This window comes from Pseudoalteromonas lipolytica (assembly GCF_001306915.1).
In the GTDB taxonomy this organism is placed as follows: domain Bacteria; phylum Pseudomonadota; class Gammaproteobacteria; order Enterobacterales; family Alteromonadaceae; genus Pseudoalteromonas; species Pseudoalteromonas simplex.
Genome location: NZ_LJTC01000020.1, coordinates 1 through 25,869, shown reverse-complemented (window position 1 = coordinate 25,869; position 25,869 = coordinate 1). Strand labels below are relative to the sequence as shown.

Below are 25,869 nucleotides of genomic sequence, written 5' to 3'. Positions count from 1 at the left end.
AAGGTCCCCCACTTTGGTCCGTAGACATCATGCGGTATTAGCAGTCGTTTCCAACTGTTGTCCCCCACCATAAGGCATATTCCCAAGCATTACTCACCCGTCCGCCGCTCGACGCCAGAGGTGCAAGCACCTCTTCGTTTCCGCTCGACTTGCATGTGTTAGGCCTGCCGCCAGCGTTCAATCTGAGCCATGATCAAACTCTTCAATTAAAAGTTTTTTGTTTGAAGTAAACTTCAAACCATGCTCAATGAATTCTGATTGTTTGTTTCTACTTTTTAAAAAGTAAAATCAAAACGAATTGACTATATAGTCACTCAGTTACATTTGAGACTCTAAATTTGTTTGCGTTACTTAGTAAACTAAGCTTCGCTGTTAGAACTCAATCTGTACGAGTGCCCACACAGATGATTGCTTTATATTGTTAAAGAACGTTGCGACGTTGTCGCCAGGGATGCGTATAATACATCCTTAATTTTTCGAGTCAACACTTAATTTCAAACTTTCTTTCGATTATTTGAAACCGAAGTTTTACTTAACTCTCTGCTACGTTGTTCAGCATCTTTCGTTGCTGCCCGCCGTGTCAGTGGGGTCGCATTATAGGGAGATCCAAAAACAGATCAACACTTTTTTTCGATCTTTTTACTGTTCGCTCAAAAAGCGAACTAAATTTACCGAAAACAGCAAAAACGGTCGCTATTATGGCTGTTTTTTAAGCCAATATTCATAATTTAATACAAATTTCATTGCTATGTTCATTTAACTCGTTAAGATAGCAAGTTCACAATGTTAAATTAATGTTTATTTCTTGTTTATTGGTAGATCAAAATGAAATTACCCGATCAAAAATCTTTACTTTTCTCCGTTATTCTTGCTGTTTTAGGTTTTGTGGTTGTTAAGTTCGCACTTGCAAGCTTAGCTTTAGACCCAGCATTGCTATTTGGTGCAGGCTTATTAATTGGTGCTTTAGTTATTGCAGCACTTTCATCAGCGTCAAGTGAGGAGGCCGAAGTAAAAACAAAAACACTTTATGTTGGCAACCTACCTTATCGTGCTAACGAAGGTGTTGTTCGTGCTTTATTCGAAGAACAAGGCAAAGTTTTCAATGTACGTTTATTAAAAGATAAAAATACAGGTAAACGTCGTGGCTTTGGTTTTGTTGAAATGGCTGAAGCTGATGCAGATAAAGCAATCAATCAATTAAATGATAGCGAATTCCAACAACGTACTTTAAAAGTACGTGAAGCAAAACAAAAACAAGAGAACGAAGCTAACAGCTTTCGTGAGGGATCTGATCAGTCAGCGTAATAAGCTCAACGCTTAATTGCGAATGACCAATAGGAGCCGTTGCATAATAGTGCAGCGGCTTTTTTTTATCTGTAGTAAGAGTAAAGCCTCGTAGAGCAATTAAACTTTCAACGCGCTTAGCAATCGCTTTGCCTGAGTCAATAAGGAAGATCTGTTGTTTATAGTAGTCACTAATCGCGCTGGCTAGTAATGGAAAGTGTGTACAGCCAAGTACCAATACATCTATATCTTCTGCTATCACTAAATCATTCAATACATTCTCAAGCTTTGCTTTATTGATTTTCTGCGTATGAAATAGTGTTTCAGCAATTTCTACCAGCTCAGTTGAGCCATATAAGCTGACTAGTGTGTCTTGGCTATAAGTACTAATTAAGTTTGCAGTATAGCGACTCTTGATGGTTGATGGTGTTGCCAGTAAACCAATATGTTTGCTGTTACTTATAGCGCAAGCGGGTTTTATCGCAGGTACTACCCCGACAACTTCTATATTTGTGTGCTGGCGAATAGTTTCTAAGGCAGAGGTAGAGGCGGTATTACACGCAATAACTAGGATATCAACGTGTAAGTTTGCTGTTTCGATAAACTGTAGTAGCGCAAAAAGGCGGGCTATGATCGTTTGCTGACTTTGCGCGCCATAAGGCAATAAAGCATTGTCCATAAAATAACTATAATCAGCATCTGGGATCAATACTTGGATCTGTTCAAGTACGGTTGTTCCACCTATACCAGAATCAAACACCATTATATGAACTGACAAACTGCTTACCTCGGATCATCAAAGGTCAGCAGTTTGCCATGCAGCTTTATAAAAAGAAAGAAAGGACTAAGCCTCTTCTTCTGTTGCCGAGCGAAGCTTATTCATTTGCTCAAACATTGCTTTGGTATAATCCACCAGCTTACTGACTTCTTCTTTATCTTGGTTTAACCATTGTAAGATGCCAGCCAGTTCATTTTGCAAACCAATGTCACCCGCTTTATTAAACGCCTGTTTCAAGTCGTCATTAAATGGCGCTATTTTCTCAGCAACTTCTTTTTCAGGGGCTGGTTTATATTCTTCATAGCCTTTAATCGCTGCTACTGTTTTGGTTTGTTTCAGATCCATCGTAAAGCCAACGAGTTGCTCGTTACCTAAGTTAAGCTCTTTAGCTTGTTCAAAGGCATCTTCTAATGAACCAGAGAAGAATGTTTCGCTAACACTCTGCAAGTCTTCCATCAATTCATTGATAGCTTGCTGCTCTTGCTCATTTAAATCACCATTGACCGACATCGAGAATGATAAATCACGTGATTGCGAAGACTCACTGACAAAGGCTTCGTTGTCGCCATTTTTGCTATAACTGCTTGCAGACTTACTTTCGTATGCATCAGCAAAGCTAATACTGACTTCATCACCTTCAGCGGTGGTGAAAGTGTACTCTGCGTTATTACTTAAACTGATGTATTGAGCTTGGCTTACTGAAACCGCATTAGGTTTAGGATTGAACAAGTCTTCTTCTAATTCATCAATACCTTTAAAGATACCTTCTTTAGACTTTTCGATACCCTCTTCGATGTCATCGTTAAGAATACCTGACTCTTTAAGCTCATCATACGCATCGTCGATGCCCATTTGCACACCTTTACGTGCATCACCTAGCATGCCTTTGAGTTTTTCATCATCAGCACCATCGGCTTTTGCTTTACGAAGTGCGCCGCCAACAAAGTCGAGTACGTTTTTCACGATCTCTTCAAAGTCGAACAAGGGTTTATCTTTTTTCTCTTCGGCTTTAGGTAAACCTAGTGCCTCAGCAAGTTTATCATCAAGAACTTTAGCAGCTAGCTCTCTGCCGCGTTGCTGATAACTATCTTGACGATTTTGAATGGTAGGCTGCTGCAGTGCCTGTTTACCATTGTATTTATTCACATTTGTATTAGGCATATAGCCAAGGTTGCCAATTTTCATGATCCGACTCCATGTTATGGTTAACTCATTATCGGCCAAAAACCACAGAACTTAAGTTTTTTGTATAAAAAAACGACACTAAAATAAATAACAAAACTAGACAAATCCTCAGCGCTCCCTACAATAGCGCCGTTATAAAGCTAAGAGATAAAAGGTAATCAGCCATGGCGGTTATAAAAATTGATACAACTCAATACGATGCACAATTGAGTGAGAAAGAGCAGCGCATCACCTCACAGTTTCGACGTTTTGGGGTCGAAAAATTAGAAGTGTTCGGCTCTGATCCTATTCATTACCGCCAACGTGCAGAGTTTCGTGTTTGGCATGAAGGTGAAGACCTGTTTCACATCATGTTTGATCAACAAACTAAAGAAAAGATCCGCGTAGATGAGTTTGACCCTGCAGCACCTTTAGTGGGTGAAGTGATGCAAGCGATGATCGAAAACTTAAAAGACAATGAAGTTCTGCGCCGTAAGCTGTTTCAAATCGATTACCTTTCAAGCTTAAGTGGCGAGATCCTTGTTAGCTTGTTGTATCACAAACAACTAGATGAGCAGTGGCTACAAGCAATTAAAGAGCTTAAAGCAAAACTGAGCACACAGTTTAAGATTGATTTTATTGGCCGTGCTCGTAAGCAAAAAGAAGTGATTGGTAATGACTATGTTATCGAGCGTTTAAACGTAAACGGTAAAGAGCTTATTTATCAACAAGTCGAAAATAGCTTTACGCAACCGAATGCTAAAGTAAACATCAAGATGCTAGAGTGGGCACAAGCCCTTTGCCAACCACTCAATAATGACTTACTGGAGTTATATTGTGGGAATGGTAACTTTTCGATTGCTCTTGCAGGCTCATTCGACCGCGTATTAGCCACTGAGATTTCAAAATCATCGGTTTACTCAGCGCAATACAATATCGCACAGAACAAGGTTGGGAACTTAGATATCATTCGTATGTCGAGTGAAGAGTTCACCCAAGCAATGAAAGGCGAACGTACTTTCTCTCGTTTAGATGGCATAGACCTGAAAAGCTATAACTGCCAAACAATCTTAGTAGATCCACCACGTGCAGGCATGGACACACTAACTTGTGACCTAGTTGCGAATTACGACAATATTATTTATATCTCGTGTAACCCAGATACCTTAGAGCGTGACCTTGATCACTTATGCAAAACCCATGAAGTAAAACGTTTTGCGATTTTTGACCAATTCCCTTACACCCACCACATCGAATCAGGTGTGTTTTTACAACGTAAATAAGATCAATCTGCCAGCGCAGCAAATAGCGCTGGCAACTGCTGCTCGCTGTATACAGCTATATTATTGTCGGTTAACAGCTTTGCAGTTAATCCCATCCCTGAAATTTTCTTTCCTGAATGACTACCATCGTAAATAGTATTGCGACCACATGAAGGGCTTGATTCTTTTAACAGCGCATAGCGAATGCCCTGCTTTTTGCAAAGCTTAAGTGCTTGTTCTGCGCCATAAGCAAACTGTACTGTGACATCTTGTGCATCTTTGGTAAGTACTCTACCCGCTTTGATTTCTGCAGGCGGCCTTGGTGTAGGTAAGCCACCAGCTACTTCAGGGCAGAATGCAACGAGCCTTCCTTGCTGTTTAAGAGTTTCTAAACCAGGATGGAGTAAATTTTGCGATTGCCCATCATAACGAACAGGATTTCCTAACAAACAGCTTGAAACTAATAGTTTTTGCATTTGCTTTACCAACAAAAAAGCTCCGCGAACGGAGCTTTGTATTAAATTCAACTAACTAAGCTATTTATCAGCTAGGTAGTTAATTAAGTCTGCCATGCTCTTCGCATCGCTAATACCTGAATCCGCACCTAGGATTACACGGTATTTACCATTAACAATAAAAGTTGGAACGCCTTTTAAAGCACCTTTTTGTTGGTAATATTCTTGATCGCGTTTCATCTTAGATGCCATAGTACGTACAGAGAAGCTGTTGTAGTACTTATCAAAATCTTCAGCCGATACACCTTGTGAAACAAAGATGTCTTTCATATCAGCTAGTTCGTTAATACGAGCACGCTTACCGTGAATATGATTAAACACAGCGGCTACTAACGCGTCTTTTTGTGGTAACACATTAGCCGTCGCATAACCTTGCGCTAAGATGGTTTGAATTTCTGGGTCACGAGGACCTGAAAAATCAACATGACTCTTTTTGAACTTTACGCCATCTTTAAGAAGTGTTTTAAGCTCTTTCACTACTGGCTCGAAGTTATTACAGTGTGGGCAGTAGAATGAGAAGAACTCTTTTACTTCAGGCTTTTTAGAAGCGCGTGCATCAATCGTTTCATAATGCTTACCTTCTTCATATTGAGCAGCTGAGGCATTTGCCGCTAAACCTAGCGTGGCAGCCATTAATACAGCTTTTACTAACTTGATCATTACTTCTTACTCCAAAATTATTGTTTTAATAAAAATTCGACTAACTCATCAAGCATCTGCTGGCTCTTGATGGTGTTTAAATTAATTTTATATTTATCATTGACGATAAAAGTTGGTACACCAGTAAGGGCGCCCATATCTGAATATTTTTGCTGCTTATCTTGCATCGCTTTTTCAGCACTAATCACTGGCATGCTTGCAATTTCAGCGTCAAACACATCGTTGCTAATACCATTGGTCGCAAGTAATGCTTTAACGTCTTTCATGTCTTTAAGTAAAGCGCGTTGTCTGTGGATGCTATTAAAGATTTGATCAGCAACTTGCTCTGCTTTGCCATGCTGCTTAGCAATTAAGTAGGCATAACTTAAGTTACTTTGAGTTTGCTTAGATACACCACCTAAAAAGTTAACATGGCTTTTTACAAACTCTGTGCCTTCTGGCAATTTAGACGCAAGTGCTTTTGCAACTGGTTCAAATTGAAAACAATGTGGACAATAAAACGAAAAGAACTCGGTTACTTGAGGTGTTGCACTTTTCTCAACTTTTAATACTTCGTATTGATTACCTGCTTCAAAATCAGCAGCAAGTGCCGCAAAAGGTAAACATAAAATGAGTAGACTTAACTTTAATTTTTTAAACATTGTTCTCTCGTCTTTATTAACTTTAAAAATTTATGGTAATAATTTTAATGGTGCTTCCTGTAGCGCTGCAAGCTGTTCTTTTAACGCTAGTATTTGCTGCTCCCAGTATTTGTCTTCAGCAAACCAAGAAAAGTTCCGTGGGAACGCAGGATCATCCCATCTTTTTGCAAGCCAGCCCATATAATGAACCATGCGCATCGCTCTGAGTGGCTCAATTAACTTTAATTGGCTGTGATCAAAGTCACAAAATTCTTCATAAGCAGCCACTAAGGTGTCTAACTGTAACAGTTGGTTGTTACGATCGCCACTGAGCATCATCCAAAGATCTTGAATAGCAGGCCCTTGTCGACTGTCGTCTAAATCAACAAACATTAACGCATCACCAGACCACAGTATATTACCGGCATGGCAGTCACCGTGCAGGCGGATAGTTTCAACATTTTTATACTGCTCTGTGGTTTCTTTGATTACCAAATCTAAAATTGTATAGAAGGCGTTCTCTAATGTCATTGGCACCAAGTTACTTGCCTGTAACTGAACTTTAGCTGTCTGAAGATATTCTTCGCAACTGATTACAGGCCTATGTTCAAATGGCTTTGCCTTAGCTACTTGGTGCATTCGCCCAATTAAGCGGCCAAGTACATCGAGTTGATCTAAATTATCAACTTCAAAAATGCGCCCGCCCACACTTGGGAATAACGTAAACAAATAACCATTATGCTCAAATAAGCTTTGCCCTTCGATAATTACAGGCGCAACAACTGGCACTTCAGCCTCGGCAAGCTCAAATGCAAAGGCATGCTCTTCTAATATTTGCGCTTTACTCCAACGCTCTGGTCGGTAAAACTTAACAACATAACGATGGCCATCTTCTGCTTTAAATTGATAAACACGGTTCTCGTAGCTATTTAAGGCCAGCAGACCTGATTCAGCATAAACACCGATACTTTCAACTGCATCTAAAATTGAATCGGGTGTAAGGTCTACAAAACTAAATTTACTCATAATGCCTCATCATATAAAAAAAGCGGGAAAATCCCGCTTTTTATTCATTCGCTCAGTGTACTTAATTATCGCGCCTTAAAGAAGTTACTCGGCTGCGAAATCTGCACATCTGGCTCACCATCGACAGAAAGTACGAACTCAAACTTCGTCATTGGCTTTTTCAAATCATAAGGATCAACAACTAATGACAGTGGCACATTATAAGATTCGCCAGAAGGTACTGTGAATGTTTGTTTGCCGATGTACTCAAAGTTATCAAGCCCTTCAACACGAATATTAAAGGTTTGCTGATGCTGAGCTTTGTTAATTACTTTTAGTGTATAGGTGTTTTCAACTAGGCCATTAAAGTCAACACGGTATAGCTGATTACGGTCACGGATGATATCCAACTCCATCGGTTTACGCATCGCAATATTTGCCACCAGCGCCCCTGTTAACACCACTAAGATAACTAAATAACCAATTAACTTAGGGCGCAGTGCGTGTGTTTTGTTGTCTGGCGATTCTAAGTTGCGTTCTGTGGTGTAGGAAATAAGGCCGCGTGGGTAATTCATTTTATCCATCACCCCATCACACGCATCGATACATGCACCACAGTTAATACACTCATATTGTAAGCCGTTACGAATATCGATCCCCGTAGGGCACACCTGCACACATAAGTTACAGTCGATACAATCACCTAAGCCAAGCTCTTTTGGATCTTGCTTGCGTGAACGTGGGCCGCGGCTCTCACCACGTGCCTCATCATAGCTCACGGTAAAGGTATCTTTATCGAACATAGCTGATTGAAAGCGAGAATAAGGACAAATGTGTAAACACATAATCTCGCGCATCCAACCCGCATTACCATAAGTACAGACTGCAAATACGGCTAAACAAATATACGAATACGCTGTTGCATCAAGGGTAAAAAGATCAGGTAGCAACTGGCGGATAGGCGTAAAATAACCAACAAAAGTAAACGCTGTATAAAGTGAGAATAACCACCAGCTACCGTGCTTGGCGCTTTTTCGCCAAAACTTATCAAAGTCCATCGGGCGTTGATCTAGTTTCTTTCGCTGATTAGCTGTACCTTCAAACTTTTCTTCAAACCAAATAAAAATGAAAGTCCAAACAGTTTGTGGGCAAGTATAACCACACCAAACCCGTCCATAGAAAGTAGTTACTAAGAACAACGCAAACGCCGCCAACATTAAAATGAAAGCAAGGATAGTCAGATCTTGTGGCCAAAGCGTTAAACCAAAAATGTTAAACTTTTGCCCTACCAAATCGAACAGTACAGCTTGCTGGCCATGGAAGTTGATCCAAGGTAGTAGCATAAATGCAAGCATGCCGATAAAACCAATTCGCTGCCTTAACAATTGGTGTAAGCCAGTTACAGCTCGAACATAAATACGGTTACGTGGATTAAATCTATCATCGAGGGAAGCATTTTCCGGTTTCTGGATTTTTACTTCCGTTGGGATATTTTTAACCTTAATCTGATTATCCATTAAAATTCCTCAACGCCACTAGGAAATAATACTCAAACATATGTTTTCAGTAAGAGGTTTCTGTGCCAATAAGCAAATCAGAATACATCTCATTACGTTCAAAGATTTCTGAAACTTTAAATCTATATATTGCATTATACTCAATCTATGGAAAATTTCAGGGTTAGATTTCATATACGAACTTTTAACTATTTAATCGTATCTGCTTGCTTTTAAAACAACCATTTTATTAAACTTGCAGCTACCACCTATTCATTCAGATCAAAGTTTATTGGACTATGAAAAAATTTCTCATCTTAGTGCTTATAATTTTAGCACTTTTCACAATTGATCATCCTTTGATCAAAGAACCTAGGGACAGGTTACTAGGTGAGGGAGTCGGTATGATTTCTGATGCTAGTAAGGTAAACCGAAGTCCTGCCGCTAATATGGCTAAAAATAATATTAAGTCACAACTTAATTTATCAAACTCAGAGCTTGAGTATATTGAAGACACATTCACTACCGACGATAAACTACAACTCTTTCACCTTCATTATTGCCGTGAAAAAGATATTAACTTGTACTTTTATGGCGAACGCTTGAATCGTGTTTGTAGTATTGTTTCGAATGCGCTTGAAGAAAGGCTAAACAAGTAATGGACTTTTCTGCTTTAAACAAAAAAACCAGCGACTCGTTTGCTAAACAACGTAATATGCTAAAGAAGCTGGGCAAGGGTCAAACCTTATACTGCGAAGAGTGTAAAGGCGCCCTCACCTTAGATTTGAAAACTGATCAGCCAGGTAAAGGCGTTGTATGCTGTGCCAAAGGTTGCACAAACATCCTACTCGAGCTGGGTTAGTTCCAGCTCTCATCATTATATAGTTGGCTATTTACAGCAACGACTTCAATTAACTCTGCAAAGCCAGCGGCGAATTCATTCATTACTTCATATTGCTGCTGGCATAGTTGCCCTTCTGATAAACCATTATCAGTTGCAAGGGCTGCAATTTCACTCGCTTCAAAGGTAAAAAAGCCTAAGCTTTGCAGAGCTGTAGCCAAGGCTTCTTTTAACTCATCAGCTAACTGTGGCGCGCTTAATAGCTTGTTAACGTAACCTTGCGCACCATGCATAAAACCTTGGCTCCAATGCTGACATTCTTGAATATCTAGGTATTGTTGCCCTTGCGAGCTCAGCTGTAGGCTCACAGGTAATGCAAAACCCGTCTCGAATACTTGTTCGCTGATCTGTTGATATAAAGCCATAAATGCAAACAGCACTTGCTCATCCATTTGCCCATCAGAACCAGGTGCAACTTCTTCTAACCACTGGTGAACATCAAGCGGCTCAGGAGCACAGATCACCGCAAATAAATAACCTTGGGTTTGCGCCAAGCTAAGCGCATCTTGATGCTGCGCTAAAAACTGACTTAAAAGCTCGCTTTGCTGCTTTGAAAACTCAGGTAATTGCATACTATTCAATTAATCCAATTTAAAAGTTAAGCGGATAACGACCTTCGTTATCAGGACGACCAAGAAACTTCGCAGCATCATGCACTTCTTTCGGTAAGCTTGCTTCAGGTTTAATATAACCAGCTACTTTAAAGTCTAGGTTCGCTTTTAATACTGCATCAGCTTCAAGCCCTAAACGGTTTTCAGGGTCTACAAGTACTGCTACATCACCGGATTTACAGCTTAAACGGCCACTTAAAGGACCAATGCTAAACCAGTTACTCATTCCTTTCACATCAATGTTCGGGCTCGCAATTTCGCCGCTTAGACTTTCACAATAAGGCTCGCCTGAGCTGTACTCATCTAAATCTACAATCACACGACCTTGCGCACTAATCGGCAAAGGTAGTTGTAAACGTTGCATGGCACGTTCAACTGTTAAGCGTAAAGTGGTCTTTTTCACAGTAACCGCTTGGTTAAATAAACCGTAAGAAAAATCAGCATGGCCTGAAATATCCGCTTTATCACGAGGATCACCAAAACGTACCGTACCCACTAATTTACCTGTAAACAGTGACCACCCCGACAATTGCCAACGCACATTGTTTAATTGCTCACCACCAAAACGTACCTGCATAATGCGCCCGTCCCATAGCGTGCCACTGGCTTTACCTAATTGTAATTGCTTTGGTAAATGTGGCTTGGCTAAATCAAGTGCAACGGCAGCGGGTGTTTTTACCAGCGTAAACACCAAAAAACACATCACAAACACTGTGATTAATAAAATAACTCTTTTCATCGTTTACTTCTCTAGTACCAAACGACTTACACGCACAAAGCCTGATTTGTCATCTTTACTTAAATCTAAATTTTCGATTAGCACGCCATGTGAATTAACCAGTTCATCTAACCATTCAACAAGGTTATTAAACTCAACAGAGTCAATAGTTAAACGAAGTGAATTGTCATTTGGCTGCATTTTGCTAATGATAATTTGATAACGATTACGGGTGCTATTAACGATTTGGCTTAAGCTACGGCTGCTCGTATTACGTGCATTACCACTCGCTTTAAGTTTAACAATACTTTCATCAACCCACGCCAACAGCTCTTGCTGTTTTATTGTGTCTTGCTCTGCTTTTTCGATAGCAGCGTTAAGTGGACGAAAGACCCCCATAACCAGCACAAAAATAACAAACACACCACCTGCAACCATTACAAGTTGCTGCTCTTGTTCTTTTAACGAGCGCCAATAATTGATTATTTGGTTTTTCATGCCGCACCTCGTAACTTAATTTCACCAACGACATAATCACCATCATTGTTCAGCGAGCCTTGATCTACGGTTAAGCCACGCTGTTCTAAAATTGCTTTTACTTTACTGAAGGACTGGAAATCTTTGCCGCGCGCGCGAATACGTAATTCGTTACGACCTTGATCGTAGCGAAGCGTTTCTGGTGTGAAGTCGTTTACTTCACTAAAAATCGAGACAAGATCGTTAGTCAAATCTAAGAAGCCAGCAGTGCTGCCACCTTCTATCAATGCAAGTTCGCTGCGAATTTGACTACGGATAAGCTGAGGTCGCACTTTTTTATTTGGAAAAGCACGCTGATAATTAGCAACCACTTCTGCTTTTGCAGCTTCAAGCTGGTTATTTAACTTATAAAGCTCAAGCGACTTAACACCAACACTGCAAACTAATGCAACACCTGCTGCAATAGCTGCTTTTTGCCAATAGCCCCACCAAATCGCTGATTTTTTCTTAAGCTGATAAACACCTTGGCGAAGGTTGAATTTCACTTCAGGTAACTGCTTAGCGAATAAGGCTAAAGGTAAATCGTATTGCTGCGTTTGAGCACTAAGGTTAACTGTATCAGGAAAAGCCGTTGCAGGGCTAAAGTGTGCAACATCAGGGTTACCTAATGCTGTTAAATAGCCAGCAAGCCAGTTCGGCTCTACAGCGGCAATATGCCAGTTACCCTGTTTACATAGCCACTGGCCATTAAGCTCAATAGCGCGTAACTGAGTGTTGTCATCAACATCAGGTAACAATAAAGCATCCGGCAGTATTTTATATACTTCGATGCCATGCTCATTAAACTCTGCTAGCCATTGCTCAAACCATTCACGATCGGTCATCGCGATGTTAATAGCGTGCTTTTCATCAACAAGTGTTGGCTCAGCAATCGCTATGAATAAGTCATCAACATCACAGGCTATTTCTTCTTCTAGCATGTAAGGAAGTGCTTGCTCTAACTTACGGTTCCACTTAGTTGGTAGGGTAACTGTTTTAAGTTGTACCTGATCGCTTGGTAAAAGTGCGACTACTTCCCGTGATTGTGCTTTTTCTGTTAGCTCACCAAGTTGTGTTGCATTGGCAATTTCACCGCTGGCAATTATTTCTTGTTCTATTGGTGAGTAAATTAGCCAGTTAAGGCTGTCTTTTAACGTTTGACCCGTACGGATCAACAATATCTCTGTCACTGTACGCCTCCAAATTTTCGCGCCAGTATCGTTACTGTACCATTAGTGGCATGGAGTAAGGTGGTCATCGAAAAACGCAACTCTGCAAATTCAGCCTGCGTTTGTAGTTTAAAATATTCACTGTTGATACTGAATAGATTTTCAACGGCTTTCACGTTTTGTGCGCCTTGTTGGTTAACCTCTTCAAAAAAAACTTCTAAATCATCATACCCATCTTGAGGACGTGATGATAATACCGCTTCAGCGCCTGAAAGGCTTAAGCCATCAATAAGCGAGCTTAATAAAATCGCACTTTCTGCAGGTAGTGTATTAACGTTTATTTGCAGCAACTCACTGCCAGGAATAACACACACAAATGGTAAGAGTTTCTCCATAACGAGTGGGTTAAAACCTTTTACCAAACGAAGTTCAGAGGTCGAAGCAAAGTAACTATTTGCCGTCATATATGGGTATTGTCGAGATAAATACTCATCTTCTTCTGCACCTGAGCGATAGGTAATACTATCTTCATCTAACCAATCAAACACACTATCGGCCATGGCTTCTTCTGATTCATCCGTTGGTAAATTCTCAATGTTTTCTAATAATGCCAACAATGCCTTATGTGCTGGGTTCGTTTTATTATTTGGATCCGTCTGCGGATCTGGTTTTACATGCAATGCATTTAAGTTTAAACATGCTTGTAAATCAGTAATCGTGCCACTTAAGGTACCATTATCAACAGGATAAGGAACCCCGCCCTGCTGTGCCCAAATTTGCTCTAAATGCGTTTTATCAGGATCATCTTTTTTAGTTTGTTTTAGTGCTTTAATTGCCAGCTCTTCAGCTGCAAAGGCATACCATTTAGCCTGCTGATGGTTTTGAATATTGCTACTACGCTGCACTTGCACCATTAAATTAGCACTCATCTCAACGGCTAACATCGCAGCCAGCGCCACAATAAATAGCACAATAACAAGCGCCGCACCTTTGGAGCGATTCATTGTAGTCATGACTAGCCACCCGTTCCGCTATTATTATTGTTATTACCATTAGCGCCGTTATTACTATTATTTGTTTGAGTAGTTACTTTGCCCTCACCTGGCACCAAAAACACGCGACGAATTGGCTCCTGTTCTATTTTTTGAATAGTGACTGCAACCGCTTTTGGCAGCGCTTTAATTTGCCACTGCTCTTGCCACTCGTCTTTGTCATCTAAAAATTCAAACTTCAGATCTTCAATATCTTCTAAAATAACTTGTGAGCGCGGCTCCATGTTATCTAGTTGATCAACATACACCCGATACACTCGTTCAAGATTATCATCTATCACGCGATAACCAACCGCTTGCAGTTCAGAGCGCGGTAATAGATTAATCGGGTTAATCCAACCATCACGAACAAAGCCAATGCCATCGTATTGGCTATCAAGAACATAACGACCAGCTAGCACATACGTGTCTTGAAAATCACCAGCTTCGTTTCGAACCTGACGCTTAGTCATTTGACTAAAATCTTGGTCCATCAAACGAAATAAGGTTTGATAACCATTTAACTCAGCAATCGTCTCGTCTGAGGCTTCTTTTGCTTTGGTTGTCGAATCAAGAATTTGATGGGTCGATAACACCACAAAGGCTAAAATACCCATGGCGACAATTACTTCAAGTAAGGTAAAACCGCGTTGCTTCACTACTTATCACCTTTATTCAAATAAGTAGAAAGCTCATACACTGGGTATTCAAGCTTTTCATCGGCGAATACGTTAATGGTGACCTTTACAAAGGTTTTATCAGCAGTAGGAACCACATCCTGACGCCAGTACCATTCAAAACCAGCGAGTGTTTCAGTGCCTTTGACGCCACTTTTGCCTGTCCATTTATCGCCTTTAGCGCGCTGCTCAACCATTACGTTCTCGGCAACCCAAGAAGCATAAGTTTGTTCTTCAATCGACGATAGGTGATTAATGTGCTCACCGGTTGCCTGCATTGCGGCAATACCGGCCATTGCACAAATAGCCAAGGCAACCATCACTTCGAGTAAGGTAAAACCTGCTGACTTATTCATTACTCAGGCTCCATACGAAACTTTACCGGGGCCATAAATTCGCCTTCGATAAAATACTGTGGTTCACGCTCATCTTTAAGCTCGTAAATCAATTGAAACGCACTGACTTCGCCAGAAGATAAAATAAGGACTTGCGGTATTTTGAGCTTTTGCAGCTCAAGTAAGCTGTCTTCGTCACCACCGCTCATTAATTCACGCCAGTTGGACTGCTCTAGCAAGTTATCTTGTGCCCAGGCTAAATCATCAAGGTTAAGAGTGAGTTCAAAGCGCTCATCAACCTTAATTGGGGCAAACAATTTTTCACGGTCAAAAGTAACCCACTTATCACCGTCAAAAACTAAAAATTCAAATGTATCTTGGTCAAGATGAAAGCCCAGCTCAACCTGATTTAAAATCGCAAACTCAGACGCCATATTAATCGTAGTATGTAATCTGAGCGCTTGTTTTTCGAGTTCTTCTTCAGCACCACCATCAAAACTGTAGGCAACCATTTTGGTGACAAAACCAATCACCACAAGCACCATTAATATTTCGATGAGGCTAAACCCTTTCGCGTGCTTAGCACGGCCAGCCAAACGCAAACGACCAAGGCTTACCATAATAGTAAGCCTTGATGTGTATAAGCTTTGCTCAGTTGGCTGAATTTAGGCATTATTACTTTTCTTCATCCCAGTTACCGATGTCATCATCAGTACCTGCTTCACCATCAGGACCCATTGAGAAGATATCAATTTTACCGATTTCTCCTGGGCTGATTAGCTGGTAAGGATTACCCCATGGATCTTCTGGTAACTTCTCAAGGAAACCGCCATCAGGAAAACGCTTTGGAATTGGCTCAATGCTTGTTTTATTCACTAGCGCTTCTAAGCCTTGCTCTGTGGTTGGATACGCTTTGTTTTTAAGCTTGTATAGGCTTAACGCATCTTCAATTTGTTGAATATCTAGGTGTGCTTTATCGATTGCAGCTTCTTCTTGCTGACCCATGATATTTGGCGCCACAATTGACATGATCATACCGATGATAACCAGTACTACCATGACTTCTAGTAATGAGAAACCTGACTGTTTGTTCACAAAAATACCTCTAACTTTCTTCAAAAATTTATTATAGAGCGGCAGTGTTAGCTGCTAATTGCTCTAGTGTTCCCTAATTTAAAGACCTACAGCCTTATTCATTGCCATAATCGGCTGTAGTATTGCCATAACAATAAACAATACAATTACCGCCATTGAAGCAATCATCGCGGGCTCTAATAGTTTCAGAGACACGTTTACCATGCTCTCAAACTCACGATCTTGGTTATTTGCAGCACGTTCCAGCATTTGCTCAAGTTCACCTGATTTTTCACCACTGGCTATCATGTGTAGCATCATAGGTGGGAAAAGTTTGGTTTGTTGAAGTGAAGCACGAAGGCTCGCCCCTTCACTTACACGTGTTGCAGCATCTTGCACCGACTTTTTCATTTTTTCGTTAGCCAGTACACCACCAGAGATACGCATCCCTTCAAGTAGCGGCACTGAGCTTGACGATAAAATACTTAAAGTTCGGGCAAAACGCGCCGTATTAACACCGCGAGCTACCTTACCAATGCCCGGTAAATGCAGCACTTTTTCGTCATACCAGTAACGAATATGCGGCTGTTTAAGCGCTTGCTTAATGGCCACAGCTAACACGGTTATAATGACTAAACTAATAAACCAGTAGTTTTGCACAAAATTACTGGCGGCCATTACCCATTCAGTCGTCCATGGTAATACTTGTTTCGACTTTTCAAAGGTCTTCAAGATTTTTGGCACCACGGTACCTAATAATACCGACACAATCGCAATAGCAAACACCACAAGAATGGTCGGATACACCATCGCCTGTGTGATTTGACTACGCATATGCTGACGTTGTTCCGTGTAATCTGCTAAACGATTTAAAACTTGGTCTAGGTGACCCGATTTTTCACCAGCTGCCACCATAGCACGATACAAATCATCAAAGACATGCGGAAACTCGCTCATGCCATCAGCTAAGGTATAACCTTCAACAACCTTTGAGCGCACGGCCATAAGCATGCGCTTTAAACGCGGCTTTTCACATTGCTCAGCCACTGCCATGACAGCCCCTTCAACAGGTAATGCTGACTGGATTAAGGTTGCAAGCTGGCGAGTAATTAATGCTAAATCTGAAGTCGAAATTTTTGGTTTAAAGAAACTCCCAAATAAAGAGCCCTTTGCCCCAGTCGCTTGCTTTTCACCTTCTGCAGCAGCAACGACCTCTAAAGGCATTAAACCTTGATCGCGCAAAGTTTGGCGGATTTGCTTTACCGTATCGGCTTCAAGAATGCCTTTTTTCTCTTTACCTCTGCCGTCGAGGGCACGGTATTCAAATGCTGCCATGATTAACCTTCCTCACGTGTTACACGCAAGACTTCTTCTAAGGTAGTGCGACCTGCAAGTACGCGATTACAGCCATCTTGGCGAATACTTGGGCTATGTTTACGAATGTACTTCTCAACACTTTGTTCGCCTTTACCGCTGTGGATCATTTCACGAATTGTTTCATCAACAACCAGCAACTCATGAATACCAGTACGACCGCGATAACCATTAAAGTTACACTCTTCACAACCAACTGCACGATAAATTGTTGGCGGCTCAGCAGGATTAACACCTAGTAACTGACACTCGCGCTCATCAGCAATGTGACCTTCTTTACAGCTATTACATAAAGTACGCACTAAGCGTTGTGACAATACACCGAGTAACGATGATGACAGTAAGAAAGGCTCTACGCCCATGTCTTCCATACGCGTGATAGCACCAGCAGCTGTATTAGTATGCAGTGTTGACATAACCAAGTGACCGGTTAATGACGCTTGCACACCAATTTGTGCTGTTTCAAGGTCACGGATCTCACCCACCATTACGACGTCAGGGTCTTGACGAAGAATAGCACGTAAGCCTCGGGCAAAGGTCATATCTACCTTGGTATTAACCTGAGTTTGACCAATGCCTGGGATCTCGTACTCAATTGGATCTTCAACGGTAAGAATATTACGGTCCCGTGAGTTGATTTGGCTCATACCCGCATACAAGGTGGTACTTTTACCAGAACCCGTAGGACCGGTTACTAAGATAATACCGTGCGGCTTACTGATTAAATCAGCAAACAATTCACGGTTACGCTCAGTCATACCTAAATCTTCTAGGTTCAGGCGTGCGTTGTTTTTATCAAGTAGACGTAGCACGACACGCTCACCAAAGCTTGATGGCATAGTCGATACACGCACATCTACGGCACGGCCAGCAATACGCAAACTAATACGGCCATCTTGCGGAATCCGCTTTTCAGCAATATCTAGTTTCGCCATAACCTTAATACGCGACACCAACAGTGAAGCGAGTTTACGATTAGGCTTTAAAACTTCTTTTAATACGCCATCAACCCTAAAGCGAATTACCAGCTCTTGCTCAAAGGTTTCGATATGAATATCTGAAGCACCTTCTTTAATTGCTTCGCTGAGCATCGCGTTTATCAGCTTGATGATTGGCGCATCATCATCACCTGCAAGGAGATCTTCAGTTTGCGGTAACTCATCTGCAAGCGAGAATAAATCAACCTCGTTGCCGATATCTTCCATCATTTGCTGTGTTTCAGAACTATCACGCTGATAAGAAGCCTCAAGCAACAGCTCAAATTTATCATCAGGTAATTGTTCTAGCGAAAAACCATGACCCGCAATACGACGCACCTCAAGTAAAGCGTTAACATCCAACTCACCGCGGTAATAAACTGTCCAGTTGTCTTGATCTTTACCTAACAGCACACCTGTGCGACGCGCATACGAGAATGGCAACCGCTTGGTGGGCAAGCTAACAAGATCATCGCTTGTTAGCAGCTCATCATGATTAGCTGATACGTCTGATGCTAGCTCGTCATTGATTTCAGAAATTGCATTAGTCATCGTTGCGCTCATTCGCGTTTTGTTGTTTTAGATATTCTTCGTAAGTTGGTGGTAATACTAAGGCATCATCCCACTCTGGAAGAATTGGCGCATCTTCTAATGGCATTAAGTCAATACCATCTTCTTTTTGTTTGTGTTGTTCGCCACGGATAAAGTTATATTTTGAGTGGCTTAATTTATTCATGCTGATGCCATCGCGAACAATGGTAGGACGAATAAATACAATCAGGTTACGTTTACGCTTACTGGTGCTGGTTGAGCGGAATAAATGGCCAAGTACTGGAATATCACCTAATAATGGCACCTTAGAGACACTTTCTTGCACATCTTCATCAATCAAGCCGCCCAGTACAACCATACCACCATCATCAGCCATAACCGTGGTTTTAATGGCACGTTTGTTTACTGAAATATCGACCGCAGTAGCACCACTCACACTCGACACTTCTTGCTCAATCGTTAACTGAACTGCTGAACCGTCATTGATTTGTGGTGTCACTTTAAGTTTTACACCTACTTCTTGACGTTCAACTGTTTGGAATGGATTCGCATTATTTGAGCCTGTTTGCGAACCTGTGATAATCGGTACTTCTTGACCAACAATCATTGATGCTTCTTCGTTATCCATGGTCGTTACAGACGGCGTAGCAAGAATATTAGAGTTAGTATCGGTTGAAACAGCTTGGATAATTGCACCCCAATCGTTTTTAACAATCCCCATGGCTAAACCATTGATACCACCTAGTAATGAGGCAAGTGCCGTTAAGTCACCTTCTTGTGTTTCAGAAGTCTTGGTGACTGTACCAGTTTCGGTACCTACAACCGTACCTTCAATCGTTTTATCGCGTGCTTGCTCAGCTGCAACGGCTAACGAACCAACTGGTACTGTTGTGCCGTTGTTAAACTGCATCATTCCGCCTTGCTCTGAAATCCACTGTAAGCCTAAGTTGATACCATCAGCTTCTAAAACTTCAACAATGATAGCTTCAACTAAAACTTGCGCACGACGCACATCAAGACGCTCAATTACTTGCTCAAGCGAGCGCATGGTGTCAGGCTGTGCAGTAATAACAAGTGAATTTGAATCAGGGTGTGCTTCAATACTTGTTTCGTTTTGATTACGAGAGCGCGTTTTAGTTGCACCGCCTTGCGCATCTTCTGCTAGTGTTTTGCTTACGCCCTGCAATACTTTTACAAGGTCTTCTGCTTTGGCGTAATTAAGGTAGATAACTTTAGTGTTACCTTGGTTTTCTAATTCACCATCTAAACGGCTAATTAATTCAACAGCACGAGTACGCGCTTGCGCTTCACCACTGACAATCACACTGTTAGTTCGACCATCAGCAACTACTTTAGGAATTAGAAATTCTGGAACGCTTCCTTTACCGCCATCTTTATAAATATTCTCAACAACAGACACTACATCATCTGCGGTAGCAAACTTAAGCTTTACAATATCAACACGCTTGTCACCAGCCTGGTCAACAGAGCGGATAATTTCTACTAAGCGGTTAACTGACGCTGCATGGCCGGTCAACATCATCACGTTAGCAGCATTAAAGTTAGCAACGTGGCCGCCATCTTTTTGATCGCTAAATTGACGAACTAGCGGGCCAAGCTCTTGTACGCTTACATTTTTAACACGTACAACTCGCGTTACCATCATATCGCCACTGGCTTGGTTATCCTCAGTGATAAGCGGTACATTTGACTTTTTAGCGTCAGAGCTTTTTTCAATTTTGATAATACCGTTATCCATCTCTACAGCTGAATAACCATAAACCTCAAGTACATTTAAAAAGAACTGATAATAAAGCTTTTCATCCATTAACTCATAACTGCGCACATTTACTTTGCCACGCACATTTGGGTCAATAATGACGGTTTTATTTAAATTTTTACCAACGATATTAATAAACTCATTAATATCAGTGCCTTTAAAATTAGCCGCATACTCAACAGCTGAAACTGAAAGCGATAATCCTGTTAATAAAAAAAGCGCTGCATATTTAGCTAACCCTTTTTTGATTTTTGTGAGGTGTAGCGCGTGAACCATTCTATAAAAACTCCAAAGCTAGTTATTGCAGGCTAAATTGCACATCAATTTGCTCACCATCGCGTTCGATAGTGATACTTGCGTCAGTACTATTTCGTAATTCGTTTATTGCTGACATTGCCTGTTTCAAATCATTTAATTGATAGCCATTAATCGCAATAGCTAAATCATTATTCATTAGTCCCATTTGCTTGAATAAAGCAGGATCTTTACCTGGGCTTAAGCGGTACCCCACTAACTCGCCATCAACCATCGCTTGAGAGACGCGAATGTAGTCAAAGAGTTTACCGGGATCGTCTAATACTTCTTCACGCGTTTCGATGAGCGCTTCTTTTACCTCTTCATCTTCAGTCGCATTTATTTCATTATTTTCGACAAGTTGAGGGCCTGCAGTTAATTCTGATTCATCACGCTCTGCTAACACTGGCATAGACACCGTTTTCGTAAAATCGAGACCATCAAGCATTAACGTTTCAAAACGACCGCTAACATCTAAAATTACTCGGTCAGGTAATACTTGAGCAAGCTTGGCGCGAGTGCCTTTAATTGCATCATCGACGACATAGGTTTCTTGTTTTCCTTGAGATTCGATAATAGCAAGACCTGCTTGGTCATTTTGGCTTACAGCAACAATGCCGGTTAGGTTAATACTGAGACGTGTTTCAGGGGCGTTGTTAATGACTTGATTTTGTTTAGCGGCAGACTTTTTAGTTTCGACAACAACTTTGCCGAATAAATTTTGCTCAATTATTTGTCGAGAACTGACAGTCTCAACTCGCTTTGCCATGGAATTAACACCTGTTACTGGCAATGCGCTTGTATCGGGTTCTGGCCATACAAGCCAAAACAGCTTGGATGACAAAAAAGCAATGTAAACAACAACTAACAGCACTACAAATGCACTTAGCTTGGCATGAGGTAAGCCGTTCAAAAACTGTTTAACTTGTTGTAAGTGTTGATCCATAAACTCTATTTCTTATTTTAATTTACTGCTTGATAGCTGGCCTATAGTACCTTTTCATTTTTCATTCAACAAGCACACGTATATTAAACTTTGTAAACAAGGTAAATTCAACGAACAGGGGCTGCAAGGAATAACTATGACTGTTTCTTTGTGATTAAGTTTCATGGTAAATTTTGCCTATATATCAGCAGCTATAAAAGAGCACAATTGTGTCAAAAGGTAACACTCATAAGTCACAAGACAAACAAGACGAATTAAGCGTGCGCCTTGATAAATGGTTATGGGCTGCCCGCTTTTACAAAACCCGTTCAATAGCAAGAGACATGGTGCAAGGTGGCAAAGTGCATTATAATGGACAACGTACCAAGCCCAGTAAAATTGTCGAGGTAGGTGCAGTAGTTAAACTACTACAAGGGGTCGATGAAAAGGTAGTGACAATTGAAAAGATCCTTGAAAAACGTCAAGGCGCCCCCATTGCACAAACCTTATACCAAGAAACTCAAGCAAGCATTGAGAAACGCGAAGCAAATGCTATCGCCCGTAAGAACAACAGCTTCTTTGCTCCACATCCTGATCGTAAACCAGATAAAAAGCAAAGGCGTGAACTGTTAAAAATGAAATCAAGTTAGGTAATGCAACTCATGCAACAAGATTTACTTCATCGTTATATATTTGATCAGCTCGATGTACGTGGTGAACTCGTACAAATTGAAAACACTTTTCAAGAGATGATCGCAAACCATAATTACCCAGCACCTGTGCAAACCTTATTAGGTGAACTACTTGTTGCTACCTGCTTATTGACGGCTACTTTAAAGTTTGAAGGCGAAATTGCCGTTCAACTACAAGGCGATGGCCCAGTAAAATATGCCGTAATTAATGGTGACGATAAACAAAACATGCGAGGCATCGCACGCCTTCAAGGTGAAGTAACCGGTAGCTCAATAAAAGACTTAATTGGTAATGGCTATATGGTTATTACAATTACGCCAACTAAAGGTGAGCGATACCAAGGTATTGTACCGTTAGAGCACGATAGCTTAGATAAATGCCTTGAAAACTATTTTGAGCAATCGGAACAGTTAAAAACACGTCTTTGGTTTGCAACTGAAGTAACAGCAGACACAGCCAAAGCAGCTGGCTTATTCTTACAAGTATTACCCGTTAATAAAGAAAAGTCGGTAGAAGACTTTACTCATCTAGAAGCGATTAGCAACACAATCAAAGATGAAGAGTTACTAGGTTTAGATGCTAACACTGTGCTGACTCGACTTTACCATGAAGATAATCCTCAGTTATTCGAACCACAGTCTATTAGTTTCCGTTGTGGTTGTAGCAGAGACAAAACAATTGCTGCACTAGTTAATGTAGGTCAAAACGAATTACTTGCCGACGTGCAAGCAAATGGTGAAGTAAAAATTAGCTGTCATTATTGCTTAAAAGATTACATATTCAACGAGCAAGATATTAAAGCCATTTTTAATTAATACATCATAATAAATATTATTATATTCAAAGCCGCCATCAGTGCGGCTTTTTTATTAAAAATAATATCAAAACTAATGATACCGGTGTCATGAAAATGCGTCATTTTATGACACCGGTATCATTGAAATTATTCATGTTTTTTGCCAAATATATGCCTTTTTAGGCCCTTCAGACACTCGAATATCCCTAATCCTTCTGTTACTATTATTTTAGCAAAAGGGAAAACTAAGAACCCCAGAGCTATCCCGTTCAATCTCTCACAATTTAGGTATAAACATGACTGCAAACGCTACTAGTTTTGTTGATCTTACAGCAGCTGAACTTGTCGAACACGCTATTCGTCGTGGCGAAGGGACTCTAGCCGCTAATGGTGCTTTTGTTACTAAAACCGGTGCTCGCACTGGCCGCTCTCCAAAAGATCGTTTTATTGTTCAAGAGCCAAGCACTGAAAACGAAATCCAATGGGGCAACGTTAACCGCCCATTCGATGCAGACAAGTTTGACGCGTTATGGGCACGTGTAGAAGAACACGTGAAAAGCAACGACCACTTCATCTCTCACCTAGAAGTTGGCGCTGATCCTGAGCACTATTTACCAGTTGTAGTTACAACAGAAACTGCATGGCATCATATTTTTGCCAAAAACATGTTTATCGAACCTCAAACATACAATACTGCAGACTTCCCTGAGTGGCAGGTAATGAATGTACCTTCATTTGTATGTGACCCAGAGCGTGATGGTACTAACAGTGACGGCACTGTAATCATTAACTTCGCACAACGTAAAGTTCTACTAGCTGGTATGCGCTACGCTGGCGAAATGAAGAAATCAATGTTCTCTGTACAAAACTTCCTACTTCCTGCAAAAGGTGTATTACCAATGCACTGCTCTGCAAACGTAGGTGAAGCAGGCGACACTGCGTTATTCTTCGGTCTATCTGGTACAGGTAAAACAACATTATCTGCAGATCCTACTCGTTTCCTTATTGGGGATGACGAGCACGGTTGGGCACCTGGTAGCGTATTTAACATCGAAGGTGGTTGTTATGCTAAATGTATCGATCTTTCACAAAAGAACGAACCAGTAATTTGGAATGCAATTCGTTTCGGTACAATCTTAGAAAACGTGGTACTTGACGAAAACCGTGTACCAGATTTCCATGATACAAGCCTTACACAAAATAGCCGAGCTGCTTACCCACTAGAGCACGTTGAAAAACGTAAAGTAGAAAACCGTGCTGGTGAGCCAAAAGCCGTTGTATTCTTAACATGCGACGTAAGCGGTGTATTACCACCAGTTTCAGTACTAACTGAAGAAGCTGCTGCATACCACTTCCTAAGCGGTTACACAGCGAAAGTCGGTTCAACTGAAATCGGTTCTACAAGCGACATCGAGTCTACATTCTCAACATGTTTCGGTGCTCCTTTCTTCCCTCGTCCTGCTGGCGTTTATGCAGAGCTTCTAATGAAGCGTGTACGTGAATTCGGCGCTAAAGTATACCTAGTTAACACAGGTTGGACAGGTGGCCCTTACGGTACTGGTCAACGCTTCGATATCCCGACTACACGTGCTGTAATTGATGCAATCGTATCAGGTAAACTGGCAGATGTTGAAACTCAACACATCGACGTTCTAAACCTAGATGTACCAGTGGCTGTTCCTGGTGTAGACAGCCAACTTCTTAACCCAATCAATACATGGGAAGATAAAGAGAAGTACGCAGAATATGCAAACAAACTAGCTTCTGACTTCACTGAAAACTTCGCTAAATACGATGTTTCAGAAGCAATCAAATCAGCAGGTCCAAAAGCTTAATACCAAGCTTACCCTCAGATTAAAAAACGCCAGCTATATGCTGGCGTTTTTGTTTTTGGTTCATAAGCTGATGAGTTGCGAGTTGCTAGAGTAAAGTTAGCGAGTTAGCAAGGGGAAAGTTTTAAGGCCTGGCGTAGGTTGTGTAGAGCGAAGCGAAACCCAACATAAAAAGAGCTATCAGCTTTCAGATGTCAGCAAACAGCCGCGCGGTGTGGTTTTTTGGGTAAGAGTCTCCCTAAGCAATAAAGCCCTGCCAAGGCATTTCAGAGTTGTCTATTAGCAAGATAAAGCTTGAAGGTCTGGCGTAGGTTGGGTAGAGCGCAGCGAAACCCAACAGCGTGGTAATTCGTCATGCACAATGCAGAGGTAAAGTTCATTAATAAAAGACGAATTAGCGCAAGGTGAAATAAGCCGTTTTAGAGATCGCTAACCTGTTAGACCAGTAGAGATTTTAAGAATTTTTAACCATGGGTTATGAAGAGGGTCATATGGATTATGTTGGGTTTCGCTCCTCTCTACCCAACCTACCTGGAGAATGAACAGGGTGAGCTTAGAATGACTCTGTACTAAACAACCCCACAGTTCAACTTTACCCTTGCTAACTTGTAATACCATTCCGCATAAAGATTAAATCAATTTAATCCATTCCCGATTGCACATTTTCTTCACTCGATCCGGGATTGAAATAAAGTGATTCCACGCCTTTGAAACTTCATCGACAATTTCGTCATAGCCTGAAAACACTCTATTTGATAAACAATGTTGTCGTATCCAACTCCATACTTGCTCTATTGGATTTAGCTCTGGTGAATAAGGTGGGAGCTTTA

28 protein-coding genes and 1 rRNA gene are annotated in these 25,869 nt (G+C 41.1%); 7 read left to right on the top strand and 22 right to left on the bottom strand.

Features of this window, described 5'->3' with window-relative positions; translation table 11 throughout:
• A 16S ribosomal RNA gene (locus tag AOG27_RS20545) occupies positions 1–209 on the bottom strand; the annotation flags it as partial.
• A 616-nt stretch (positions 210–825) separates the two neighbouring features.
• Between AOG27_RS20545 and AOG27_RS20540 the strand changes: the two genes are divergently transcribed.
• The gene (locus tag AOG27_RS20540; RefSeq protein WP_054554861.1) at positions 826–1,305 is read left to right on the top strand and encodes an RNA recognition motif domain-containing protein; all 480 of its coding nucleotides are present in this window, start codon (positions 826–828) and stop codon (positions 1,303–1,305) included.
• On the opposite strand, the gene murI is transcribed toward AOG27_RS20540, so the two are convergent.
• Both murI and AOG27_RS20530 read right to left on the bottom strand, forming a co-directional pair.
• Positions 1,268–2,062: a glutamate racemase gene (gene murI, locus AOG27_RS20535; RefSeq protein ID WP_054554860.1), complete on the bottom strand. Its 795-nt coding sequence runs from the start codon at positions 2,060–2,062 to the stop codon at positions 1,268–1,270. The genes AOG27_RS20540 and murI overlap by 38 nt on opposite strands.
• A 66-nt stretch (positions 2,063–2,128) precedes the next feature.
• Positions 2,129–3,247, bottom strand: coding sequence for a DUF5610 domain-containing protein (locus tag AOG27_RS20530; protein ID WP_054554859.1), 1,119 nt, complete (start codon positions 3,245–3,247; stop codon positions 2,129–2,131).
• Positions 3,248–3,411: 164 nt separating this feature from the next.
• On the opposite strand from AOG27_RS20530, the gene trmA reads away from it, so the two are divergent.
• Complete coding sequence (trmA, locus tag AOG27_RS20525; RefSeq protein ID WP_054554858.1) at positions 3,412–4,509, top strand: tRNA (uridine(54)-C5)-methyltransferase TrmA; 1,098 nt, start codon at positions 3,412–3,414, stop codon at positions 4,507–4,509.
• A 2-nt stretch (positions 4,510–4,511) separates the two neighbouring features.
• Here the strand turns inward: trmA and AOG27_RS20520 are convergent, their stop codons facing one another.
• From AOG27_RS20520 to ccoG, 5 genes are all read right to left on the bottom strand, one after another.
• Positions 4,512–4,964 (bottom strand): DUF523 domain-containing protein, encoded by a 453-nt coding sequence (locus AOG27_RS20520; RefSeq protein ID WP_054554857.1) that lies wholly within the window; start codon positions 4,962–4,964, stop codon positions 4,512–4,514.
• 60 nt (positions 4,965–5,024) lie between these two features.
• Entirely contained in the window at positions 5,025–5,663 is a 639-nt protein-coding gene (locus tag AOG27_RS20515) for a thiol:disulfide interchange protein DsbA/DsbL (protein WP_054554856.1), read from the bottom strand.
• 17 nt (positions 5,664–5,680) lie between these two features.
• Positions 5,681–6,304: a thiol:disulfide interchange protein DsbA/DsbL gene (locus tag AOG27_RS20510; RefSeq protein WP_054554855.1), complete on the bottom strand. Its 624-nt coding sequence runs from the start codon at positions 6,302–6,304 to the stop codon at positions 5,681–5,683.
• Between the two features lie 30 nt (positions 6,305–6,334).
• The gene (locus AOG27_RS20505) at positions 6,335–7,309 is read right to left on the bottom strand and encodes a serine/threonine protein kinase (protein WP_054554854.1); all 975 of its coding nucleotides are present in this window, start codon (positions 7,307–7,309) and stop codon (positions 6,335–6,337) included.
• 65 nt (positions 7,310–7,374) lie between these two features.
• Positions 7,375–8,805, bottom strand: a complete 1,431-nt coding sequence (ccoG, locus tag AOG27_RS20500; protein WP_054554853.1) for a cytochrome c oxidase accessory protein CcoG — start codon at positions 8,803–8,805, stop codon at positions 7,375–7,377.
• 278 nt (positions 8,806–9,083) lie between these two features.
• Between ccoG and AOG27_RS20495 the strand changes: the two genes are divergently transcribed.
• Together AOG27_RS20495 and AOG27_RS21825 are read left to right on the top strand one after the other, a co-directional pair.
• Positions 9,084–9,443, top strand: coding sequence for a hypothetical protein (locus AOG27_RS20495; RefSeq protein WP_054554852.1), 360 nt, complete (start codon positions 9,084–9,086; stop codon positions 9,441–9,443).
• The gene (locus tag AOG27_RS21825) at positions 9,443–9,646 is read left to right on the top strand and encodes a hypothetical protein (protein WP_054554851.1); all 204 of its coding nucleotides are present in this window, start codon (positions 9,443–9,445) and stop codon (positions 9,644–9,646) included. The genes AOG27_RS20495 and AOG27_RS21825 overlap by 1 nt, the downstream gene beginning before the upstream one ends.
• On the opposite strand, the gene AOG27_RS20485 is transcribed toward AOG27_RS21825, so the two are convergent.
• From AOG27_RS20485 to gspC, 13 genes are all read right to left on the bottom strand, one after another.
• Positions 9,643–10,257, bottom strand: a complete 615-nt coding sequence (locus tag AOG27_RS20485; protein ID WP_054554850.1) for a YecA family protein — start codon at positions 10,255–10,257, stop codon at positions 9,643–9,645. The two genes, AOG27_RS21825 and AOG27_RS20485, sit on opposite strands and share 4 nt — an antisense overlap.
• Before the next feature lie 19 nt (positions 10,258–10,276).
• Positions 10,277–11,035 (bottom strand): type II secretion system protein N, encoded by a 759-nt coding sequence (locus AOG27_RS20480; RefSeq protein ID WP_054554849.1) that lies wholly within the window; start codon positions 11,033–11,035, stop codon positions 10,277–10,279.
• Between the two features lie 3 nt (positions 11,036–11,038).
• A complete protein-coding gene (gene gspM / locus AOG27_RS20475) occupies positions 11,039–11,512 on the bottom strand; it encodes a type II secretion system protein GspM (RefSeq protein ID WP_054554848.1) in 474 nt (157 codons plus the stop codon).
• The gene (gspL, locus tag AOG27_RS20470; RefSeq protein ID WP_054554847.1) at positions 11,509–12,720 is read right to left on the bottom strand and encodes a type II secretion system protein GspL; all 1,212 of its coding nucleotides are present in this window, start codon (positions 12,718–12,720) and stop codon (positions 11,509–11,511) included. Before gspL ends, gspM begins: the two co-directional genes overlap by 4 nt.
• The gene (gene gspK / locus AOG27_RS20465) at positions 12,717–13,703 is read right to left on the bottom strand and encodes a type II secretion system minor pseudopilin GspK (protein WP_054554863.1); all 987 of its coding nucleotides are present in this window, start codon (positions 13,701–13,703) and stop codon (positions 12,717–12,719) included. The genes gspL and gspK overlap by 4 nt, the downstream gene beginning before the upstream one ends.
• Before the next feature lie 11 nt (positions 13,704–13,714).
• A complete protein-coding gene (gene gspJ / locus AOG27_RS20460; protein WP_054554846.1) occupies positions 13,715–14,389 on the bottom strand; it encodes a type II secretion system minor pseudopilin GspJ in 675 nt (224 codons plus the stop codon).
• On the bottom strand, positions 14,389–14,763 hold the full coding sequence (gspI, locus tag AOG27_RS20455) for a type II secretion system minor pseudopilin GspI (RefSeq protein WP_054554845.1): 375 nt from the start codon (positions 14,761–14,763) through the stop codon (positions 14,389–14,391). Before gspI ends, gspJ begins: the two co-directional genes overlap by 1 nt.
• A complete protein-coding gene (locus AOG27_RS20450) occupies positions 14,763–15,362 on the bottom strand; it encodes a prepilin-type N-terminal cleavage/methylation domain-containing protein (protein WP_054554844.1) in 600 nt (199 codons plus the stop codon). Before AOG27_RS20450 ends, gspI begins: the two co-directional genes overlap by 1 nt.
• A 55-nt stretch (positions 15,363–15,417) precedes the next feature.
• Positions 15,418–15,837 (bottom strand): type II secretion system major pseudopilin GspG, encoded by a 420-nt coding sequence (gene gspG / locus AOG27_RS20445; RefSeq protein ID WP_054554843.1) that lies wholly within the window; start codon positions 15,835–15,837, stop codon positions 15,418–15,420.
• Positions 15,838–15,915: 78 nt separating this feature from the next.
• On the bottom strand, positions 15,916–17,151 hold the full coding sequence (gene gspF / locus AOG27_RS20440) for a type II secretion system inner membrane protein GspF (protein WP_054554842.1): 1,236 nt from the start codon (positions 17,149–17,151) through the stop codon (positions 15,916–15,918).
• A 2-nt stretch (positions 17,152–17,153) separates the two neighbouring features.
• On the bottom strand, positions 17,154–18,719 hold the full coding sequence (gene gspE, locus AOG27_RS20435) for a type II secretion system ATPase GspE (protein WP_054554841.1): 1,566 nt from the start codon (positions 18,717–18,719) through the stop codon (positions 17,154–17,156).
• The gene (gspD, locus tag AOG27_RS20430; RefSeq protein ID WP_054554840.1) at positions 18,712–20,775 is read right to left on the bottom strand and encodes a type II secretion system secretin GspD; all 2,064 of its coding nucleotides are present in this window, start codon (positions 20,773–20,775) and stop codon (positions 18,712–18,714) included. The genes gspE and gspD overlap by 8 nt, the downstream gene beginning before the upstream one ends.
• A 22-nt stretch (positions 20,776–20,797) precedes the next feature.
• Entirely contained in the window at positions 20,798–21,739 is a 942-nt protein-coding gene (gene gspC, locus AOG27_RS20425; protein WP_054554839.1) for a type II secretion system protein GspC, read from the bottom strand.
• 206 nt (positions 21,740–21,945) lie between these two features.
• Here gspC and hslR point away from each other — a divergent pair, with 206 nt between their 5' ends.
• From hslR to AOG27_RS20410, 3 genes are all read left to right on the top strand, one after another.
• Positions 21,946–22,368, top strand: a complete 423-nt coding sequence (hslR, locus tag AOG27_RS20420) for a ribosome-associated heat shock protein Hsp15 (protein WP_138601251.1) — start codon at positions 21,946–21,948, stop codon at positions 22,366–22,368.
• A 12-nt stretch (positions 22,369–22,380) separates the two neighbouring features.
• The gene (hslO, locus tag AOG27_RS20415; protein WP_054554862.1) at positions 22,381–23,226 is read left to right on the top strand and encodes an Hsp33 family molecular chaperone HslO; all 846 of its coding nucleotides are present in this window, start codon (positions 22,381–22,383) and stop codon (positions 23,224–23,226) included.
• A 277-nt stretch (positions 23,227–23,503) separates the two neighbouring features.
• Complete coding sequence (locus AOG27_RS20410; protein WP_054554837.1) at positions 23,504–25,042, top strand: phosphoenolpyruvate carboxykinase; 1,539 nt, start codon at positions 23,504–23,506, stop codon at positions 25,040–25,042.
• 627 nt (positions 25,043–25,669) lie between these two features.
• Here AOG27_RS20410 and AOG27_RS20405 read toward each other — a convergent pair.
• The coding region (locus tag AOG27_RS20405; protein ID WP_200909120.1) for a transposase at positions 25,670–25,869 on the bottom strand (200 nt) is incomplete at its 5' end.

What these genes read in the sequence shown, in the direction of transcription:
- gspI (WP_054554845.1), bottom strand. Translation starts at nt 14,763, where the DNA reads ATGAATAAGTCAGCAGGTTTTACCTTACTCGAAGTGATGGTTGCCTTG.
- trmA (WP_054554858.1), top strand. Translation starts at nt 3,412, where the DNA reads ATGGCGGTTATAAAAATTGATACAACTCAATACGATGCACAATTGAGT.
- AOG27_RS20480 (WP_054554849.1), bottom strand. Translation starts at nt 11,035, where the DNA reads ATGAAAAGAGTTATTTTATTAATCACAGTGTTTGTGATGTGTTTTTTG.
- AOG27_RS20530 (WP_054554859.1), bottom strand. Translation starts at nt 3,247, where the DNA reads ATGAAAATTGGCAACCTTGGCTATATGCCTAATACAAATGTGAATAAA.
- gspF (WP_054554842.1), bottom strand. Translation starts at nt 17,151, where the DNA reads ATGGCAGCATTTGAATACCGTGCCCTCGACGGCAGAGGTAAAGAGAAA.
- gspK (WP_054554863.1), bottom strand. Translation starts at nt 13,703, where the DNA reads ATGAATCGCTCCAAAGGTGCGGCGCTTGTTATTGTGCTATTTATTGTG.
- AOG27_RS20485 (WP_054554850.1), bottom strand. Translation starts at nt 10,257, where the DNA reads ATGCAATTACCTGAGTTTTCAAAGCAGCAAAGCGAGCTTTTAAGTCAG.
- hslO (WP_054554862.1), top strand. Translation starts at nt 22,381, where the DNA reads ATGCAACAAGATTTACTTCATCGTTATATATTTGATCAGCTCGATGTA.
- gspD (WP_054554840.1), bottom strand. Translation starts at nt 20,775, where the DNA reads ATGGTTCACGCGCTACACCTCACAAAAATCAAAAAAGGGTTAGCTAAA.
- gspE (WP_054554841.1), bottom strand. Translation starts at nt 18,719, where the DNA reads ATGACTAATGCAATTTCTGAAATCAATGACGAGCTAGCATCAGACGTA.
- AOG27_RS20510 (WP_054554855.1), bottom strand. Translation starts at nt 6,304, where the DNA reads ATGTTTAAAAAATTAAAGTTAAGTCTACTCATTTTATGTTTACCTTTT.
- ccoG (WP_054554853.1), bottom strand. Translation starts at nt 8,805, where the DNA reads ATGGATAATCAGATTAAGGTTAAAAATATCCCAACGGAAGTAAAAATC.
- AOG27_RS20495 (WP_054554852.1), top strand. Translation starts at nt 9,084, where the DNA reads ATGAAAAAATTTCTCATCTTAGTGCTTATAATTTTAGCACTTTTCACA.
- AOG27_RS20505 (WP_054554854.1), bottom strand. Translation starts at nt 7,309, where the DNA reads ATGAGTAAATTTAGTTTTGTAGACCTTACACCCGATTCAATTTTAGAT.
- AOG27_RS20520 (WP_054554857.1), bottom strand. Translation starts at nt 4,964, where the DNA reads ATGCAAAAACTATTAGTTTCAAGCTGTTTGTTAGGAAATCCTGTTCGT.
- gspM (WP_054554848.1), bottom strand. Translation starts at nt 11,512, where the DNA reads ATGAAAAACCAAATAATCAATTATTGGCGCTCGTTAAAAGAACAAGAG.
- AOG27_RS20450 (WP_054554844.1), bottom strand. Translation starts at nt 15,362, where the DNA reads ATGGTAAGCCTTGGTCGTTTGCGTTTGGCTGGCCGTGCTAAGCACGCG.
- AOG27_RS20540 (WP_054554861.1), top strand. Translation starts at nt 826, where the DNA reads ATGAAATTACCCGATCAAAAATCTTTACTTTTCTCCGTTATTCTTGCT.
- AOG27_RS20515 (WP_054554856.1), bottom strand. Translation starts at nt 5,663, where the DNA reads ATGATCAAGTTAGTAAAAGCTGTATTAATGGCTGCCACGCTAGGTTTA.
- AOG27_RS21825 (WP_054554851.1), top strand. Translation starts at nt 9,443, where the DNA reads ATGGACTTTTCTGCTTTAAACAAAAAAACCAGCGACTCGTTTGCTAAA.
- gspC (WP_054554839.1), bottom strand. Translation starts at nt 21,739, where the DNA reads ATGGATCAACACTTACAACAAGTTAAACAGTTTTTGAACGGCTTACCT.
- AOG27_RS20410 (WP_054554837.1), top strand. Translation starts at nt 23,504, where the DNA reads ATGACTGCAAACGCTACTAGTTTTGTTGATCTTACAGCAGCTGAACTT.